Here is an 18,485-nt window from a genome sequence, read left to right as displayed (position 1 = left end):
ATTTCGAAGCCCTGTTCCGGCTTCTGACGGCAACTGAAGAATAGTCACCTGGCGCCCCGCAAGTAGCTGTTTAAATCGGCGCATGAGCGGCATCCTAGAGAACGTGACCAGCGAGTGTCAAGAATCAGCCGCAACAAAAAAGGCCCGCACAATGCGGGCCTTTTGCTTGAGCCAGAGCGGTCAACCGGCAATGGCGCGGTCTACCGAAAGTTTGCCGGCGCCTTCGATCATTACCGCGAGGCTGCCACCGAGCAGAGCCAGGGCGAACTCGTAACCGTTGTTGGCCATGAACAGACCGTTGCTGATGTGCACGGTGAAGATCGCCACCAGCGACAGGAAGGTCAGCCCCAGTGCCGCCGGGCGAACCAGCAGACCGATGATCAATGCCAGACCGGCGAAGAATTCAGTACCGCCCGCCAGGGTCGCCATCAGGTAACCAGGCGTCAGGCCGATGCTTTCCATGTATTGCGCGGTGCCGGCCAGGCCGTAGCCACCAAACAGGCCGAAGAGTTTTTGCGAGCCGTGGGCGGCGAAGATCACGCCGACAGCAATGCGCAGAATGGTCAGACCGTAGCCAGCGCGGGTGAACAGGACCTTGTTGATCAGAGAGCTCATGTTTGTATTCCTTGTTGGAGAAGTGCTTGTTGGTTGGCCGCCATATTAATCAGTTAAATTTATGTTAAAAGCGCAAATATTCCGCCATAACAATCAATTTATTTGATCATTTGCGTGAGACAACTTTCTGTCCCCGGGGCTCCAACGACTCACGCTCCCGGTCGAACGCCAAGTAATACTTGTTCACACTATTAACATAGCTGACGGCGCCCATCCCCACCTGCTCCATGGCAATGCGTTCGACCTGGAAGAACCACTGGTTCGGGTTAAGCCCGCGGCGCCGGGCTTCGGCACGCATGCCCTGCACACGTTCCGGGCCGATGTTGTAGGCGGCCAGGGTGAACGCCATGCGCTCGCGCTCGTTGAGCTTGGGGCTATTGAAGAACTTGCGACGGATCATCGCCAGGTACTTGGCCCCGGCCTGCACATTCGCATCGAGATTCTGGATGTTGTTGACACCGACCCGCTGCGCGGCGGACGGCGTGATCTGCATCAGCCCGGTCGGGCCACCGCCACCGCGCGCACTGGGTTGCAGCGCCGATTCCTTGAACGCCAGCGCGGCCAGGTTAAGCCAGTCCATGTTCTGCGCTTCGGCATGCTTTTGCAGGGTCGGACGCAGTTTTTCCAGGCGCTGGCGGTCAGCCTTGGCCAATGGATAGTGGACTTGATAGAGACGACGGTAGATCCGCAGAAACGCGGCGTCTTCGTTCGACGGCGTCTTGTAGCCGGTCAGGAAGCGGTCGATGCTCGCCCGCAGCATCGCGGCATCGCGCCGCACGAACCAGTATTCCTCGCCCGGTTCGCTGATCATCAGCTGCCGGTCGAAACGCAGCTTGGGCAAGATCTTGCCCCAGCGCTCGGCAATCGGTTGCTCGACGATGGTCAGGTGGAAGATGCCGCCCTGGACCATTTCCAGCACATCCTCGACGGCCAACGTGGGATCGACCCATTCGATCTTGATCGGCGCCAGTTTGTGCAGCGCCAGTTTCTGGTTGAGCTGACTGACCGCCTCCCCCGCCGCACTGCCGGTGGGCAACGCCAGGGTTTTGCCGGCCAGTTGCTCGACCTTGGTGTAGCGCTTCTCGCCCTTGATGCCGACCAGCACCAGCGGCACATTGCTGGCGATCGGCTCGCTGCTGGCGACCGCATGACCCGGTTGCAGGTCGAGCAATTCGCCCGGGGCCACCAGATCGCCTTCGCCACGCTGTAGCGCGCCGAGCAATTGATCCTTGGCTTTGGGAATGATCTTGAGGGTGATTTCCTGGCCGTCGCGGGCGTGGCCATTGAGGTACTGCTCGAAGGCGCGCAAACGGTGATATTCGACGCCGATGGTCTGCCCCTGGACTTCGCCGGAGCTGTTGCGGCTCTGGTTGACCAATACGCGCAGCACGCGACTGTTGCGAATCTCGGTCAGGTCGCGGACCTTGGCGGCCGGCACGGCTTGCAGCGGCCCGGGCAGGCGCGCAACCGCCGTCATCGGCAGCAGCAACGAACCACACAGCAGGAGCAAAACCGAGGGACGAACCATCCACTCTCCGGAAAGAATACGGGGCGTTTTTTGCCGCTGAACGGTCGCAAAACACCGACGAAAACAGAGCGCCTGAAGCGCTGATAAAGTGCGAGAGACTGGCACAGTGATGGCAATTCTGCCAACCCGTGTTGCCTCGCGGCCTCAACAGACAGCCATAAGCCGTTGTAGTTCTTGGCTTTTCTTTTAAATCTACCGCTCTGATATGCTTTCCGGCCTTCGGCCCGAGGTAGCACCATGCAACTCATCGATATCGGCGTCAACCTGACCAACCCCAGTTTCGCCGACAAACACCAGGCCGTGCTCGACCGCGCCTACGCTGCCGGGGTCTGCCAACTGGTGCTGACCGGCACCAGCGTCGAGGGCAGCGAACAGGCGCTGGAACTGTGCCGGCAACTGGATCCGGACGGCCAGCGACTGTTCGCCACTGCCGGTATCCATCCACATTCGGCCAGTGACTGGAACGCTGACAGCGCACGGCGTCTGCGCAGTCTGCTGAAAGAATCGAACGTGGTAGCGGTGGGTGAATGCGGGCTGGATTTCAACCGCGATTTCTCCCCGCGCCCGCAGCAGGAAAAAGTCCTCGAAGAACACTTGGCCCTGGCCGTGGAACTGCAACTGCCGGTGTTCCTGCACGAACGTGACGCGAGCCAGCGCCTGCTGGAAATCCTCCGTGACTTCCGCGATCAATTGCCTGCCGCCGTGGTGCATTGCTTCACCGGCGAGCAGAAAGCGCTGTTCAGCTACCTCGATCTGGACCTGCACATCGGCATCACCGGCTGGATCTGCGATGAGCGTCGCGGCACCCATTTGCATCCGCTGGTGAAGGAGATCAAACGCGGTCGCCTGATGCTGGAAAGCGATGCGCCGTATCTGCTGCCGCGCACACTGCGACCGAAGCCGAAGAATGGGCGCAACGAGCCGGCGTATCTGACCGAAGTGCTGCGTGAAGTAGCGTTGCATCGGGGCGAAACCGATGAAGATCTGGCGGCCCACACAACTGCGTGCGCCCGAGCTTTCTACGGTTTACCCACCCTGCCCTGACCGAGGCAGATGCATCACTTGTTGACGCATATCAAGATCCGGACACCTGCGTAGCGGCACAATGCTGGCACCTTGCCAAAACTGTTTCCGCTATCAGAGAAGACCTCCATGGGTGCCTGGCTTAGCAATATCTCGCTGAAATACAAATTCTGGGCGGTCAACGCGGTCGCCTTTGTCACCACCCTGTTGTTGGTGCTGTACGCGGTACAGCTCGAACAACAGGCCCGCAGCCATGCCGCGCAATCCTCCGCACAGGCCCAGACGCAGTTGCTCAAGGCCTGGCCGGCCGGACAGGCGCTACCCAAATCCGATCAAGTGCTGACGTTCAAACGCGGTGAAGCGCCGCGCCTCAACGATCAGCCGCTGCTGGAGATCACCGACAGCAACGGCTGGATCGAGATCAGTCATCTGCCGTTGTTCGGAGAAAACCCGCTGCTCGGCGCCGAAGTATTCAGCCGTGCCGATGGCCAGCAGGTCGCCGTGATCGCCTACGCCCCCAGCCTCAGCCAGGTGTTCAGCGAACGCTTCGCCAACTACGCGGTGGCGGTGTTTATCCTGATGCTGGCAATGCTCGGTGCCTCGCAGCTGCTGATCCGCTTCCTGCTCAGCCAGCTCAACACGCTCAAGGATGTAATGCTGCACGTGGAGAAAACCGGCGACCTTTCGGCGCGGGTGCCGCTGGCCTGCAAGGACGAAGTCGGTCAGATGGCCAATGCCTTCAACGCGATGCAGGCCGGCTACCAGCGCGTGGTCACCACCGTGGCCAACACCGCACGACAACTGGACGTCGGTGCTGCGCGGCTGGCATCGAGCATGAACGAGGTGCGCCACGGCATGCTCGGCCAGCAGAGCGAAACCGATCAGGCGGCCACGGCGATCAACGAGATGACCGCTACCGTCTACCACATCGCCCAGCACGCCGGCGCCACTCGTGATCTGTCACAGACCGCCGATGGCCTGGCTGGCAGCGGTCAGCAAGTCGTCACCCGCGTTCAGCATTCGATCGCCGGCCTGTCCAGCGGCGTGCAACAGACCGCCGAAATGATCCAGCGCCTGGCCGAGGACAGCCAGAAGATCAACGGCGTGGTCAGCGTGATTCACAGCATCGCCGAGCAGACCAATCTGCTGGCCCTCAATGCTGCCATCGAAGCGGCCCGCGCCGGGGAAATGGGTCGCGGGTTCGCGGTGGTCGCCGACGAAGTGCGCAACCTCGCCAAACGCGTGCAGACTTCCACCGATGAAATCACCACCATGGTCTCGGCGTTGCAGGCTGGAACCCGCGATGCGGTGGATTTCATGCAGGAGAGTTCGTACAAGGCCGACGACTGCGTGCAGCAGGCGCAAGAGGCCGGCGAAGCGCTGGCGGAAATCACCGGCGCGGTGGCGCAGATGCGCGAAAGCAACACGCAGATTGCGGTAGCGGCGGAACAGCAGAGCCAGGTGGCCGAAGAGATGAACCGCGCGGTGGTGAGCATTCGTGATGTGACCGAGAACACCGTGCAGCAGACCGTGGAATCGGCGACCACCAGCAATGAGCTGGCGACGCTGGCCGGTGAGCTCAACAAGGCAATTGGTCAGTTGAAACTTTGAAGGACTGCTGGTGATGGCGTCAGACCGGGAACATCGAATCCGGCGATGACGCCTATCGCGGCAATAGCCAACCTTGATTCGCCGCCCTCCCTGCTCGGGCCTATTCTTCAACCATGAACCAAACATGGAATGAGGAGCAGCAACATGGGCAAACGTCACCCCAACCTTCCCGCCTGGCAATGGCGCGCGTACCCGGCCAATCACCAGCACCCGACCAATCTGGTGCTGCACCTGATCGCCGTGCCGCTGTTCATCGTCGCGTTTCTGTTGATCGTCTCGGGCGTGTTCAGTCTGAGTCTGGCCAGCGTAGCCATCGGTGTGATCGGGATCGTCGCGGCGCTGGGTCTGCAGCGCCACGGCCACAGCCTGGAGGCGCAAGCCTCCGAGCCGTTCAGTGATCGCAAAGACGCGGTATCGCGCCTGCTGGTCGAGCAGTTTCTGACCTTCCCGCGCTTTCTGCTCAGTGGCGGCTGGTATCGCGCCTGGCGTGAACGCCACCGCCGGCATTGAGTCAGGCGAAGATCGTCACCGTCTGCCGGCTCATGGCGATCAGCTCGCCTTGCGCACTCCACAGCTTGGCGGCGACATGACCATAACCGTCGGCGGCGTACTCGATGTCCGCCAGATACTGGCACCAGTCCAGCGTGCTCAAATCGTGTAAAGGCTGAACGAATTCGATGGTCCAGGTCAGCGTGCTGCCCGGTGCCGGCTTCTTCAGATACGGCAACAATGCAGGCGGCCAGGCATCAACCAGCGCCAACAGGTGCGCCTCATTGACCGGCTCTTCCTTCACATCCCCACGCAAGCGCACCCAGCCGCCCATCAGCCGCGATTGAATGCCGGTAAACGGCATGCCGCCAACACTCCAGCGCATGGCCAGATGACGCATGAACTCCGGGGTCACGCCTTTGATGTACGGCAGCTCCTGGCAGTCGTCCCAGTGTTTCATCTCAGGTGCCGGATAGGCTGCAACCGCCACTTCCGAAGGACGCGAAGCACCGAAGCTGCCTTGCACCATCGTCACCACCTGGCCGTTCTGCACGGCGCGTCCCAGCACCTGAATGACCGCTTTGCCTTCGCGCAACACCTCGACCTCGAAGCTCACCGGCACTTCAGGCTCGACCGGCCCGACGAAGGTAATCGCCAGCGAACGCACCGGCCGCTCGGCTGGCACCCGCGTGCGCATCACTTCAAATTGCAGCGCGGCAACCAACCCGCCAAAACTGGCCCGACCCTGGCCCCACTCGGCCGGAATGATGACCTCCGGTTGACGGCGGACAGCATCGATCAGATCGCAGAAGCGCATGGAAACCTCGGACACAAAAAAGGGAATGACCGGATCTTAACCAGCGCGGCAGAGCGGCGCAGCGTCCATTCCGGTCAAAGAGACTGACAGATAAGACAGCCGCGCCGTGCCGTAGAGGGATTCAGGATTTGAAGCAGGCGGCACTTAGTTTTTCCAGCACCCGGTCAGCCTTGCTTTCAGCCTTGATCATGGTGGCCTGCCAGGTGGCGACGCAGGGTTGCAGATCCGCTTCCTGTTCGGCCTTTGCCAGCCATTGCCAGCAATCGTGCCAGTCACCCAGTGCGCCCTGTGCGGACTTCAGGCGAGCCAGCGCCGCTTTCGGCAGGCGATCAAGTTCGGGATAAGCCTCGATACCGTAGCGCACACGCTTGATCAGCAGGCGCAGACGATGGCGGTCGTGGGCCGGATCGTGCAGTGCCACGTCGAGGTTCTTCCATTGTTTGCCCAGGCGTTTTTCGATGCGTTTGTCCAGATCATCGAGCAGTCCCTGGCGCTGGGACGCCCGCAGGAAACGCGGAAACGCATCGAGGATCATCAGCAGCGAAGCCACTTCCGCACTGGCCGCCAATGCCGGATAAGCCTCGGCCATCTGCGCCATGCGCCGCTGCGCGGCTTCAGGCTGACCATGTTCGAGCAGGTACGCCGCCAGCACCTCGCGGTCGCGCCATGGCGTGGTCACTTGCCCGACACCGGCCGCCGCGACTTCCAGTTGCTCGACACCGGGCAAACCTCGCAATGGCCGCAACAGACTGCGCAAGCGGCGCACGGTGGTTCGCAGATCATGCAGCGCCTCAGGGTCGGTCCGGGCGGTCAAACGTGCCTGACAGGCCAGCAGCCTGACTTCCAGGCTCAGGACATGAGCCACCAACCGGTCGACCAACGCAGACATTATTTGCTCCTGAATTCAATGGCGCTGCATGAGTGTGTACCTGCGCAAGGCACTTGCACTTGCGCTACGTCAGCAGCTTAGCGCCCGGCGCGGGATTCGCGAATGTAGAAACGCGCCTTCTCGGCTTTGTTGCTGCAACCTTCGAAACCTTCGAATTGCTGTTGGGTCTTGGCCGCCGTCAGCAACGACAGGGCTTTGGAGTAGCTGACCGTGCCGGCAAAACCCTCGGCCTTGGCCAGATCCAGCTCATGCCATGCCGCATCGAGCTGGCTGCCGCAGCTGTCGCGGTAGGCCGTCTTGCCGGCGCAACCGGCCAATGCCAGGGCAATCAAGGGCACACAGATCCAGGCTTTCATCACTTACACCTCAAAGATAGGTCAACAGTCGTGCAATTAAGACGTTGGGGCGGTGAAAAAGTGCCTTGTGCCCCGTGAATCCACCGCACGGCAAAAGATAACGCCAGCGGGTCATGAAGTATCGAAATAACGACGCCAGCGCCACCCCGAACGACCCTGACGATTGTAGCCCGGCCCTCGATGGGTGCATTGTGGAAACCTGTCGGGGAGGAAGTCTGATGAAAAAGCGTGTCGCACTGGTGCTGGGCTCCGGTGGCGCCCGGGGCTATGCCCATATCGGGGTCATCGAGGAGATCGAACGGCGTGGTTACGACATCGCCTGCATTGCCGGTTGTTCGATGGGGGCTGTGGTCGGCGGAATCTACGCGGCCGGCAAACTCGACGAGTACCGACGCTGGATCGAAGGCCTGGATTACCTCGATGTGCTGCGGCTGGTGGACGTGAGTTTCCGCCTCGGCGCGATCCGTGGCGAAAAGGTCTTCGGCCAGATCCGCAAGATCGTCGGCGAGATCAACATCGAAGAGCTGCGCATCCCCTACACGGCGGTCGCCGCCGATCTCACCAACCAGCAGGAAATCTGGTTTCAGGAAGGCTGCCTGCATCAGGCGATGCGCGCCTCGGCGGCGATTCCCAGCCTGTTCACCCCCGTGATGCAGGGCAACCGGATGCTGGTGGACGGCGGCATTCTCAATCCATTGCCGATCGTGCCGGTGGTGTCGAGCCACTGCGATCTGATCATCGCGGTCAATCTCAACTCGACCAACCAGCGCCATTACAAATTGCCGGTGATCCAACGCCCTGCCGCGTTTCGTAGCCGCTTCGACAATCTGATCAGTTCACTCGGTTCGAAGATGCCGTTCCGCCGCACACAAGCCGAGCAACTGCTGCGACTGGAACAGGAAGCGCTGCGTGCCGAGGCCGCCGAGATCAATCCATGGGTCGAAGGTGCGGAGCCCGAAACCCAGCAACCGGCTGCCGCCCCCGAACGCGACGGTGCGCCGAAATCCGCCACCGGTTCGTTCATCGTCGACAACGTCGGGCCGGCGTCGTTGCTGGATCTGATCAACCAGAGTTTCGAGGTGATGCAGACCTCGCTGGCGCAGTACAAGATCGCCGGGTATCCGCCGGACATCCTGATCAACGTGCCGAAGCGGGTCTGCCGGTTTTTCGAGTTCTACAAGGCGCCGGAGCTGATCGCACTGGGCCGGGAGATCGCCCGGGACACTCTCGACCGTTATGAGAGCGAACAGAGCTAAACGCTGTTCTCGTTCAACAATCGATAGCCGACACCGGCCTCGGTCACGATGAATCGTGGCCGGGTCGGATCGTCCGCCAGTTTCTGCCGCAGATGACCGACGACGATCCGCAGGTAATGACTGTCCTCGGTGTGGGTCGGTCCCCAGATGTCCTTGAGCAGTTGCTGCTGGGTAATCACCCGCCCCGGATGCCGCGCCAGTTGCGCCAGCACCGCGTATTCCTTGCGGGTCAGGGCGACTTCGACGCCGTCGAGCAGCACCCGGCGATAGGCCAGATCCACCGTCAGCGGGCCAAACGCCAACGCCGCTTGCTGCGCTTCACCGGTCGGCGCCTGACGCAACAATGCTCGCACCCGGGCGAGAAACTCCTGAATGCCGAACGGCTTGGTCACGTAGTCGTTGGCACCGCCATCCAGCGCCTGGACTTTCTGTCCTTCGCTGGCCCGCACCGACAGCACCAGCACTGGCGCCGTGGCCCACTCGCGAAACTCGCGCAGCACTTGCTGGCCGTCCATGTCCGGCAGGCCGAGGTCGAGCACCAGCAGGTCGGGCTTGTTCAGCGCCGCCTGGGCCAGGCCTTCGGCGCCGGTGCCGGCCTCCAGCACTTTGTAGCCTTGCGAGGCGAGGCTGATGCGCAGGAACTTGCGGATCTGCGGTTCATCGTCGATGACCAAAATGGTCGCGGTCTGAGTCATGAGTTCACATCAACACAAAAGATTGGCAAGAGAGTAGCGCAGGCGGATTCAGGCTTCACCGTCCATCCCCGGTTGCGTCTGCAAAGGCAGGTGCAGGGTGATGCAGGTGCCGTGTCCGTCGATGCCGTCGCCGACGCTGATCCGCCCGCCATGGGCGCCGACCATGCCCTGACAGATCGCCAGCCCCAGGCCGGTGCCCTGCCCGCCACGATCACCCCGGGCGGCGGTGTAGAACATGTCGAAAATCTTCGCTCGCTCATCGACCGGAATCCCCGGCCCTTCATCGCTGACCGAGAAAAACACCTCACTGTCATCCACCCCGGCGCGCAGTTGCAGACGGCCGTGGGACGGCGAGAATCGTGCGGCGTTTTCCAGCACATTCACCAGCGCCTGTTCGATCAACGCGGCATGGACGAACAGCAGCGGCAACTCGGCCGGCACATCGGTGCTCACCTGTAACGACGACAACACCGCGCGCAGACGATTGAGCGCACTGCCGACGATATCTGCCGGCGACACCCAGTCCCGCGCCAGTTTCAACGCACCATGCCCGAGACGGGTCATGTCCAGCAGGTTCTGGATATAACGGTCGAGACGCTCGGCTTCATCGCGGGTACCTTCGAGCAATTCGCGGCGATCTTCCAGCGGGATCGCTTCGCCGAGGGCCAGCAGGCTGTCGATGCTGCCGCGCATCGAGGTCAGCGGCGTGCGCAAGTCGTGCGACACCGACGCCAGCAAGGCACTGCGCAGTTGTTCGGTTTCACCGTGCAGGCGCGCGGCTTCCAGATCATCGGCCAGTTGCGCCCGGGCCAGCGCCTGAGCCAGCGGCTGGCTCAGGGCGGTCAGCAAGCGGCGGCGTTGGCCACTCAATGTCTGACCTTCTTTGGCACACACACCGAGCAGTGCGAGCGGCCCGTCTTCCACCGACAGCGGCCACCACCACCAACGCCCGAACGGCAAGGTGCCGGTGCCCATGCCCGCCGGTTGATCGTGTTGCCAGGCCCAGTCGGCGGCGGCGCGTTCGGACTCAGTAAACTGCAACGGCCCGCCGGTCTCGACTTTCCAGCCGCCCTGCCCGTCGCGGTTGAGCAGGCACAATTGCAGATCGCTCCAGCCATTGAGGTGCTGTGCGGCGGCGCTGACCACAGCCTGACGATCGGTGGCGGCGGTGAGTTTGCGCGACAGGTCGAGCAGCTCGGTGGTCTCTTCCTGGGTATCGCGCAACGCCTGCAATTGCCGCCGCTGACGCGCCGCCAGATTGCCGGTGAGCGCCGCCATCAGCAGGAAGAACAGCAAGGTCAGCACGTCTTCTTCGCGCTGGATGGCGAAGGAAAAATTCGGCGGAATGAACAGAAAGTCGTAGGTCAGGAACGACAGCGCCGCACAGGCCAGCGACGGCCCCAGGCTACTGCGCACCGCTACCAGCAACACTGCCGCGAGGAACACCAGCGAGATGTTCGGCAACGGCAATACGCTGGACACCGCCCACGCCAGCGCGCTGGCCAGAATGGTCGCCACCAGCGCCAACGCATAGTCGAACCAGACCAGCGTCGGCGCCGTCCGCAGGCGTGGCGCGTGCTGCTCGTGATCGCTGTCCAGCACGTTGATTTCCAGGCCGTGGGACTGACGCAACAGACGCGCCGCCAGTCCACCGCCGAACAGCCGTCGACGCAGGCTCGGCCTTGACTGGCCGACCAGCACCAGACTGGCCCGGCGCTCGGTTGCATGCTGAATCAGGGTCTTCGCCACTTCGCCGGCCCGCAACAGCACCACTTCACCGCCGAGGCGTTCGGCCAGTTGCTGCGCGCCTTGCAGGCGCAGGCGCGATTGCTCATCGCGCACGCTGCCGTTGTCGACGTGCACCAGGCTCCACGGCAAATGCCGGCGTTGGGCCACACGACTGGCATGGCGCACCAATCGTTCGGCATCGGCATTGCCATCGACGCCGACCAGCAGGCGACCGCGAACTGCCGGTGCGGCCTGACCGAGCTTGCGATAGCCCTGCGCCAGATCGTTGTCGACCTGCGCAGCAGCGGTCTGCATCGCCAGTTCACGCAACGCGGTGAGGTTGGTCTGGGTGAAAAACGCATCGATCGCGGCCCGGGCCTGCTCCGGCACATAGACCTTGCCTTCGCGCAGGCGCTCGAGCAGTTCCCGGGGTGGCAGGTCGATCAGCAGCAGTTCGTAGGCTTCCTGCAGCACCCAGTCCGGCAGGGTTTCGCGCACCTGCACGCCGGTGATGCCGCGCACCTGATCGTTGAGGCTTTCCAGATGCTGGACGTTGACCGTGGTGTACACGTCGATGCCGGCGGCGAGCAGTTCCTGAATGTCCTGCCAGCGTTTGGCGTGGCGACTGCCGGGGGCGTTGCTGTGGGCGAGTTCGTCGACCAGCACCAGTTTCGGTTTTGCTGCGAGCAGGCCGTCGAGGTCCATTTCCTCCAGCGTCACGCCACGGTATTCAGAACGCACCAGCGGCAATTGCGGCAGGCCGCCGAGCAGCGCTTCGGTTTCGGCGCGGCCGTGGGTTTCGACCACACCGGCGATGACTTTCACGCCCTGACGCAGCTGGCTGTGGGCGGCCTGCAACATAGCGAAGGTCTTGCCCACGCCCGGCGCGGCGCCGAGAAAAACCTTGAGCCGGCCGCGTCCGTCGCGGGGCAGTTCTGCTAACAGCGCGTCGGCGCGGCCGGAGTCACTCATGCTTGAAGCTCTCTTCCTGAAGGATTCATTACAGCTTTTCCAGCGCCATGTTCAACGCCAGCACATTCACCACCGGCGGGCCCACCAGCGGCTGTTCGATGTGCGCGTCGAGCAACTGCTGCAAAGTCGCCACCGGCAAGTTGCGTGCATGGGCGACACGCGCCAGTTGATAGGCAATCGCGGCCGGTGGCAAGTGCGGATCGAGACCGCTGCCGGACGTAGTCAGCAGCGCCAGCGGCACCGGGCCCTGACCGGGCACCAGCAGCTTGTTGGCATCATCGATCACCCGAGTGGCCAGCGCCGGATTGCTCGGCGCCAGGTTGCTTGCGCTGCTCGACACCGTGGCAAAGGCACCGGCCGACGGACGTGGATGAAACCACGCATCGCCAACAAAATCCTGAGCAATCAGGGACGAGCCGCGCACCTTGCCTTCGGCATCGCGTACCAGGCTGCCATTGGCCTGCTCAGGGAAGGCGACCTGGGCAACGCCGGTGACGACCAGCGGATAGGCAACGCCGGTGACCAGGGTCATCAGCACCAGCAGGCTCAGGGCCGGACGTAATATTGTGGACATTTCAAAATCCTCGAATTCGTGCTTGAAGCGGTGTGCCCGGCACACCGCTGTTCAGGTTCAAACCAGATGCAACGCCGTCAACAGCATGTCGATCGCCTTGATCCCCACGAACGGCACCAGAATCCCGCCCAGGCCATAGATCAGCAGATTGCGTCGCAGCAGCGCCGCCGCACTCGCCGCCTGCACCCGCACGCCGCGCAGGGCCAGCGGGATCAGCACGACGATGATCAGGGCGTTGAAGACGATGGCCGACAGGATCGCGCTCTGCGGGCTGCTCAAATGCATGATGTTCAGCACGCCCAGTTGCGGGTAGATCGCAGCGAACAGTGCCGGCAGGATCGCGAAGTACTTGGCCACGTCGTTGGCAATGGAAAAGGTCGTCAATGCGCCGCGAGTCACCAGCAATTCCTTGCCGATCTGCACCACGTCCAGCAGCTTGGTCGGGTCGCTGTCGAGGTCGACCATGTTGGCCGCTTCGCGCGCGGCTTGCGTGCCGTCGTTCATCGCCATGCCGACGTCAGCCTGGGCCAGCGCCGGCGCGTCGTTGGCGCCGTCGCCGCACATCGCGACCAGACGACCGTCGTTCTGCTCGTGACGGATGCGGGCGAGTTTTTTCTCCGGTGTGGCTTCGGCCAGCACATCGTCGACGCCTGCTTCAGCGGCAATCGCGGCGGCGGTCAGCGGGTTGTCGCCGGTGACCATCACCGTGCGAATCCCCAGTTTGCGCAGCTCGGCGAAACGCTCGCGGATGCCCGGTTTGACCACGTCTTTCAGATGGATCGCACCGAGCAGTTTGCCGTCGGCGCAGACCAGCAATGGCGTGCCGCCGCTCTGGGCAATCTTGTCGATTTCCCGGGACAGCGCCGGCGCCAGGTCCTTGCGTTGTTGACCCAGGAAGGCCAGCAGCGAATCCACCGCGCCCTTGCGGAATACACGGCCCTGATAGTCGACGCCGGACAAGCGGGTTTCCGCGCTGAACGGTACGGCAGTCAGGGTTTCAGGGGCTGGTTCCGGCTGCGGACTGGAGCCGCGCAGGTACTCGACGATGGACTTGCCTTCGGCGGTTTCATCAGCCAGCGAAGCGAACAGCGTGCCTTCGGCCAGTTCACGGGCATTCACACCCGGCGCGGCATACACCGCACTGCAGCGACGGTTGCCGAAGGTGATGGTGCCGGTCTTGTCCAGCAGCAACACGTGCACATCACCCGCCGCTTCCACTGCGCGACCGGACTTGGCGATCACGTTCAGACGCACCAGACGATCCATCCCGGCGATACCGATGGCCGACAGCAGGCCGCCGATGGTGGTCGGAATCAGCGTGACCAACAGCGCCACCAGGAACACCAGCGGCAGGCTGCCGTTGGCGAAGTGGGCGAACGGTTGCAGGGTCACGACCACCAGCAGGAAGATCAGGGTCAGGCCGATCAGCAGGATGTCCAGCGCCACTTCGTTCGGGGTCTTCTGGCGTTTGGCGCCTTCGACCAGCGCGATCATACGGTCCAGAGTCGACTCGCCCGGGTTGGCGGTGATCTTCACCAGCAGCCAGTCGGACACCAGTCGCGTGTTGCCGGTGACCGCAGAACGGTCGCCGCCGGACTCGCGAATCACGGGAGCCGATTCACCGGTGATCGCCGCTTCATTGACCGCCGCGATGCCTTCGATGACTTCGCCGTCACCGGGGATCATTTCCCCGGCTTCGACGCGCACCACATCGCCCTTGCGCAGGCTGGCGGCCGGCACCACCTGGAAGCTGCCGTTGGCCAGTTTGCGCCGGGCGCTGAGGCCTTCGCTGCCGGCCTTGAGGCTGTCGGCGCGGGCCTTGCCGCGACCTTCGGCCAGCGCTTCGGCGAAGTTGGCGAACAGCACGGTGAACCACAGCCACAGGGCGATTTGCGCCGCAACGAAGGTCGGCACGACGTTGTCCGGAATGAAGCACAGCACGGTGGTGAAAATCGCGGTCAGTTCGACCACCAGCATCACAGGCGAGCGCACCAGTTGACGCGGGTCGAGCTTGACGAACGCTTGCACCAGCGCCGGGCGCCACAGGGCGCTGATCGCGGTTTTGGGCGCTTCTGCCGACTTGGCAGCTACCGCAGGTTTTGAAGCTGGAACATGCATATTCATGATGGATTCCTTAGAAGCCCATGCTCAGGTGTTCGGCAATCGGGCCGAGCGCCAGGGTCGGCAAGAAGGTCAGGCCGCCCACCAGCAAAATGGTCACGGTCAACAGGGTCACGAACAGCGGGCCGTGGGTCGGGAAGCTGTTCTGGCCGATCGGCGCGGTTTTCTTCATCGCCAGGCTGCCGGCCAGGGCCAGTACCGGGAGGATGTAACCGAAGCGACCGATCAACATGCCCAGGCCCAGCATCAGGTTGTGGAACGGGGTGTTGGCACTCAGGCCACCGAACGCCGAACCGTTGTTGGCACTGGCCGAGGTGTAGGCGTACAGAAGCTGGCTGAAACCGTGGGGGCCGGGGTTGCTGATGGTCGCCGCCGGGCCAGGCAGGGCAGCGGCAATCGCGCCCAATACCAGCACGCCGACCGGCATCACCAGCAAGGTCACGACCAGCAGTTGCACTTCGCGGGCCTGGAGTTTCTTGCCGAGGTATTCCGGGGTGCGGCCGATCATCAGGCCGGCGAGGAACACCGCGATCAGCACGTTCAGCAACATGCCGTAGAGCCCGGCACCGACGCCGCCGAAGATCACTTCGCCGACCATCATATTGACCAGCGCCACCATGCCGCTGAGCGGATTGAGGCTGTCATGCATGCCGTTGACCGAACCGTTCGAGGCTGCGGTGGTGGTCACCGACCAGAGCACGGTGGCGGTGGTGCCGAAGCGCGATTCCTTGCCTTCCAGCGGCGCGGTCTGTTCGACGGCCACGTTGTTCAGGGCAGGGTTCGGCTGATACTCGGCCCACATCGAAGTAGCGCCGCCGATCAGGAACAGCGCGAGCATGCAGCCGATGATGGCGCGGCTCTGGCGCAGATCCTTGACGTAGTGACCGAAGGTGAACACCAGCGCCACCGGGATCAGGATGATCGAGGTGACTTCAAACAGGTTGCTCCACGCAGTCGGGTTCTCGAACGGATGCGCCGAGTTGACGCCGAAGAAACCACCGCCGTTGGTACCTAGTTGCTTGATCGCAATCTGGCTGGCCGCCGGGCCCAGCGGGATCACCTGATCGACACCTTGCAGCGTCACCGCATTCACGTATTGCGCGAAGGTCTGCGGCACGCCCTGCCACACCAGATACAGCGCCAGCAGCAGGCACAGCGGCAGCAGGCCGTAGAGGGTGGCGCGGGTCATGTCGGCCCAGAAGTTGCCGAGGGTCTTGGTGGATTTGCGCCCGATGCCACGGCACAACGCAACGAGCACGGCGAGGCCGGTGGCGGCGCTGACAAAGTTCTGCACGGTCAGGCCGACCATCTGGCTCAGGTAGCTGAGGGTCGCTTCACCGCTGTAGGACTGCCAGTTGGTGTTGGTCATGAAACTGACGGCGGTGTTGAACGCTTGCGTCCACTCCTGGCCCGGCAGGTTTTGCGGGTTGAGCGGCAGGTGATCCTGGAACAACAGGATCGCGAACAACAACAGGAAACCCGCGAGGTTGAACGCCAGCAGCGCCAGCGTGTACTTCTGCCAGCTCTGTTCAGCCTGCGGATCGACCCCGGCAATGCGGTAACAGCCGCGCTCGACCGGGCCGAGAATCGGCGTCAGCCAGGTGCGCTGACCTTCCATCACCTTGTAGTAGAAGCGCCCGAGGAACGGCGCCGGCAGCAACACCAACGCGAAAAACGCGAGGATCTGCCAATAGTCATAACTGTGCATAGCCGCTCCTAGTCCCGGTCCGCGCGCAACAGCGCAACCAACAGATAAATGAACAGCCCCACTGCCAGCAGCAGGGACACCCCGTCCAGAACGCTCATGGAAGATCTCCGTGTTACGGCTTATTGCCGCGTGTGGAGGCATTGTCGGAAAGGAGGCTGTAAAGGAACGAGACCGAGGGTGCGGGCGGGGCATAAAGAATGCGTAAAGAGTGGGTTTATGCCTTCTTTACGACTGCTCCCGATGGCCGACGCACCTGACTGGCGCACAGAAATGTGGCTATCGAGTCGCGAACATCCCCGATACGACAGCTTTCAGCCCATTGCGACCCGCCAATACAAAATGGCACGCCCACTGCACACGCCCTCCCCCGAGCTTTCCAAACCGTTCAGGGAGCAAACGCATGAACACACAACTCAAACCCACGCTGGGCACGTTGCACCTGTGGGGCATTGCCGTGGGGCTGGTGATTTCCGGGGAGTATTTCGGCTGGAGTTACGGCTGGGGCGTCGCCGGAACACTGGGCTTTCTGGTGACTTCGTTCATGGTCGCGACCATGTACACCTGCTTCATTTTCAGCTTCACCGAACTGACCACGGCGATCCCGCATGCGGGCGGGCCGTTTGCCTACAGTCGCCGGGCGTTCGGTGAAAAAGGCGGATTGATCGCAGGCCTGGCGACGCTGATCGAATTTGTCTTCGCCCCACCTGCCATTGCCTTAGCAATTGGCGCCTACCTCAACGTGCAGTTTCCCGCCCTGGATCCGAAACACGCAGCGGTCGGCGCGTATATCGTGTTCATGGGGTTGAACATCCTCGGTGTGAAACTGGCGGCGACTTTCGAGTTGATCGTCTGCGTGCTGGCCGTCGCCGAGTTGCTGGTGTTCATGGGCGTGGTCGCACCCGCCTTCAGTTTCAGCAACTTCGCGCTCAATGGCTGGGCCGGCGCGGACATGTTCGGCGCACCGGCGATCGCCGGGATGTTCGCGGCGATCCCGTTTGCGATCTGGTTCTTCCTCGCGATTGAAGGCGCGGCCATGGCGGCAGAAGAAGCCAAGAATCCGAAACGCACGATTCCCAAGGCCTACATCAGCGGCATCCTGACCCTGGTGCTGCTGGCGATGGGCGTGATGTTCTTTGCCGGCGGCGTCGGCGACTGGCGCACCCTGTCGAACATCAACGACCCGCTGCCACAGGCGATGAAAGCGGTGGTCGGCGACAACTCCGGCTGGCTGCATATGCTGGTGTGGATCGGGCTGTTCGGTCTGGTGGCGAGTTTTCACGGGATCATTCTCGGCTACTCGCGGCAGTTCTTCGCCCTCGCCCGTGCCGGTTACCTGCCCGCCTCGCTGGCAAAGCTGTCGCGCTTCCAGACCCCGCACCGGGCGATCATCGCCGGCGGAATCATCGGCATTGCCGCCATTTACAGCGACGGCCTGATCAACCTCGGCGGCATGACCCTCACCGCAGCAATGATCACCATGGCCGTGTTCGGCGCCATCGTGATGTACATCATGAGCATGCTCAGTCTTTTCAAGCTGCGCAAAAGCGAACCGAATCTGGAGCGGACTTTCCGCGCGCCGTGCTACCCATTGATCCCGTTCATTGCGCTGGTGCTGGCGATCGTCTGCCTGGTGGCAATGGCCTGGTTCAACGCACTGATCGGCCTGATTTTCCTGGGGTTCATGGCCGTCGGCTTCGGCTACTTTTTGCTCACCGGGCAATTGCGCGCGAACGCTCCGGCGGACGCCATGTTGACCGGGCTTTAACCGCATCAGGCATAACCGGCCTAGAATGGAACCACTGCGATTTCCCATCGCTCAAACGTGGTAAGCAGCATCGCCGGCGAAATCCTCGCCCGGCGACCTGCCATTAAGGAGAGCCGCTATGCCCTGGTATGCCTGGTTGATTCTGGTCGTTGCAATCGGCTCGATCGTTGGTGGTCTGATGATGCTGCGTGACACCGCCAACAAGGTCGAACTGACCGAAGAACAACGTCAACGCGTTGCCGAGCGCAATGCCGAAGCGGACATCAAGGACGCGCAAGACCGCTGAACGAAAAACCCCGCTCGACAGGCGGGGTTTGTTCTTCTGATCTATTGGTCTT

General features: G+C 62.5%; 17 protein-coding genes. 6 read left to right on the top strand and 11 right to left on the bottom strand.

Going from position 1 to position 18,485, the window contains the following annotated elements:
* Nucleotides 1-180 precede the first annotated feature (180 nt).
* Both M5B44_RS19265 and M5B44_RS19260 read right to left on the bottom strand, forming a co-directional pair.
* Nucleotides 181-615, bottom strand: a complete 435-nt coding sequence (locus M5B44_RS19265; protein ID WP_085710777.1) for a DoxX family protein — start codon at nt 613-615, stop codon at nt 181-183.
* A 106-nt stretch (nt 616-721) separates the two neighbouring features.
* The gene (locus M5B44_RS19260; RefSeq protein ID WP_119429643.1) at nt 722-2,143 is read right to left on the bottom strand and encodes a transglycosylase SLT domain-containing protein; all 1,422 of its coding nucleotides are present in this window, start codon (nt 2,141-2,143) and stop codon (nt 722-724) included.
* Nucleotides 2,144-2,380: 237 nt separating this feature from the next.
* On the opposite strand from M5B44_RS19260, the gene M5B44_RS19255 reads away from it, so the two are divergent.
* From M5B44_RS19255 to M5B44_RS19245, 3 genes are all read left to right on the top strand, one after another.
* Nucleotides 2,381-3,187, top strand: coding sequence for a TatD family hydrolase (locus M5B44_RS19255; RefSeq protein WP_248740188.1), 807 nt, complete (start codon nt 2,381-2,383; stop codon nt 3,185-3,187).
* Nucleotides 3,188-3,295: 108 nt separating this feature from the next.
* Nucleotides 3,296-4,777, top strand: coding sequence for a methyl-accepting chemotaxis protein (locus M5B44_RS19250; protein ID WP_248740187.1), 1,482 nt, complete (start codon nt 3,296-3,298; stop codon nt 4,775-4,777).
* A gap of 144 nt (nt 4,778-4,921) precedes the next feature.
* Nucleotides 4,922-5,287 (top strand): Mpo1-like protein, encoded by a 366-nt coding sequence (locus M5B44_RS19245; RefSeq protein ID WP_119429646.1) that lies wholly within the window; start codon nt 4,922-4,924, stop codon nt 5,285-5,287.
* Nucleotide 5,288: 1 nt separating this feature from the next.
* On the opposite strand, the gene M5B44_RS19240 is transcribed toward M5B44_RS19245, so the two are convergent.
* From M5B44_RS19240 to M5B44_RS19230, 3 genes are all read right to left on the bottom strand, one after another.
* Entirely contained in the window at nt 5,289-6,083 is a 795-nt protein-coding gene (locus tag M5B44_RS19240) for an acyl-CoA thioesterase (protein WP_248740186.1), read from the bottom strand.
* A 121-nt stretch (nt 6,084-6,204) separates the two neighbouring features.
* A complete protein-coding gene (locus M5B44_RS19235) occupies nt 6,205-6,972 on the bottom strand; it encodes a CHAD domain-containing protein (RefSeq protein ID WP_248740185.1) in 768 nt (255 codons plus the stop codon).
* A 77-nt stretch (nt 6,973-7,049) separates the two neighbouring features.
* Nucleotides 7,050-7,328: a hypothetical protein gene (locus M5B44_RS19230; RefSeq protein ID WP_007963692.1), complete on the bottom strand. Its 279-nt coding sequence runs from the start codon at nt 7,326-7,328 to the stop codon at nt 7,050-7,052.
* A 218-nt stretch (nt 7,329-7,546) separates the two neighbouring features.
* Between M5B44_RS19230 and M5B44_RS19225 the strand changes: the two genes are divergently transcribed.
* Entirely contained in the window at nt 7,547-8,584 is a 1,038-nt protein-coding gene (locus M5B44_RS19225) for a patatin-like phospholipase family protein (protein WP_085710784.1), read from the top strand.
* Here the strand turns inward: M5B44_RS19225 and M5B44_RS19220 are convergent.
* Genes M5B44_RS19220 through kdpF form a run of 6 tightly spaced genes read right to left on the bottom strand, consistent with a single transcriptional unit; the run spans nt 8,581 to nt 16,480 of the window.
* Nucleotides 8,581-9,279, bottom strand: coding sequence for a response regulator (locus M5B44_RS19220; protein WP_192552147.1), 699 nt, complete (start codon nt 9,277-9,279; stop codon nt 8,581-8,583). The two genes, M5B44_RS19225 and M5B44_RS19220, sit on opposite strands and share 4 nt — an antisense overlap.
* Before the next feature lie 48 nt (nt 9,280-9,327).
* Complete coding sequence (locus M5B44_RS19215) at nt 9,328-11,979, bottom strand: sensor histidine kinase (protein WP_248740184.1); 2,652 nt, start codon at nt 11,977-11,979, stop codon at nt 9,328-9,330.
* 28 nt (nt 11,980-12,007) lie between these two features.
* Complete coding sequence (kdpC, locus tag M5B44_RS19210) at nt 12,008-12,553, bottom strand: potassium-transporting ATPase subunit KdpC (protein WP_114884604.1); 546 nt, start codon at nt 12,551-12,553, stop codon at nt 12,008-12,010.
* A gap of 57 nt (nt 12,554-12,610) precedes the next feature.
* Complete coding sequence (gene kdpB / locus M5B44_RS19205) at nt 12,611-14,677, bottom strand: potassium-transporting ATPase subunit KdpB (RefSeq protein ID WP_248740183.1); 2,067 nt, start codon at nt 14,675-14,677, stop codon at nt 12,611-12,613.
* A gap of 10 nt (nt 14,678-14,687) precedes the next feature.
* On the bottom strand, nt 14,688-16,382 hold the full coding sequence (gene kdpA / locus M5B44_RS19200; protein WP_192552151.1) for a potassium-transporting ATPase subunit KdpA: 1,695 nt from the start codon (nt 16,380-16,382) through the stop codon (nt 14,688-14,690).
* An 8-nt stretch (nt 16,383-16,390) separates the two neighbouring features.
* A complete protein-coding gene (gene kdpF / locus M5B44_RS19195; RefSeq protein ID WP_248740182.1) occupies nt 16,391-16,480 on the bottom strand; it encodes a K(+)-transporting ATPase subunit F in 90 nt (29 codons plus the stop codon).
* Between the two features lie 302 nt (nt 16,481-16,782).
* Here kdpF and eat point away from each other — a divergent pair, with 302 nt between their 5' ends.
* Both eat and M5B44_RS19185 read left to right on the top strand, forming a co-directional pair.
* Nucleotides 16,783-18,147 (top strand): ethanolamine permease, encoded by a 1,365-nt coding sequence (gene eat / locus M5B44_RS19190; protein WP_248740181.1) that lies wholly within the window; start codon nt 16,783-16,785, stop codon nt 18,145-18,147.
* 118 nt (nt 18,148-18,265) lie between these two features.
* Nucleotides 18,266-18,433: a DUF2897 family protein gene (locus M5B44_RS19185; protein WP_065257130.1), complete on the top strand. Its 168-nt coding sequence runs from the start codon at nt 18,266-18,268 to the stop codon at nt 18,431-18,433.
* Nucleotides 18,434-18,485: the final 52 nt, after the last annotated feature.

It is taken from the genome of Pseudomonas sp. MWU12-2029, assembly GCF_023242425.1.
Lineage (GTDB): Bacteria > Pseudomonadota > Gammaproteobacteria > Pseudomonadales > Pseudomonadaceae > Aquipseudomonas > Aquipseudomonas kribbensis.
The sequence above is the reverse complement of the archived record's forward strand: the minus strand, read 5'-3'. Positions and strand labels throughout refer to the sequence as shown.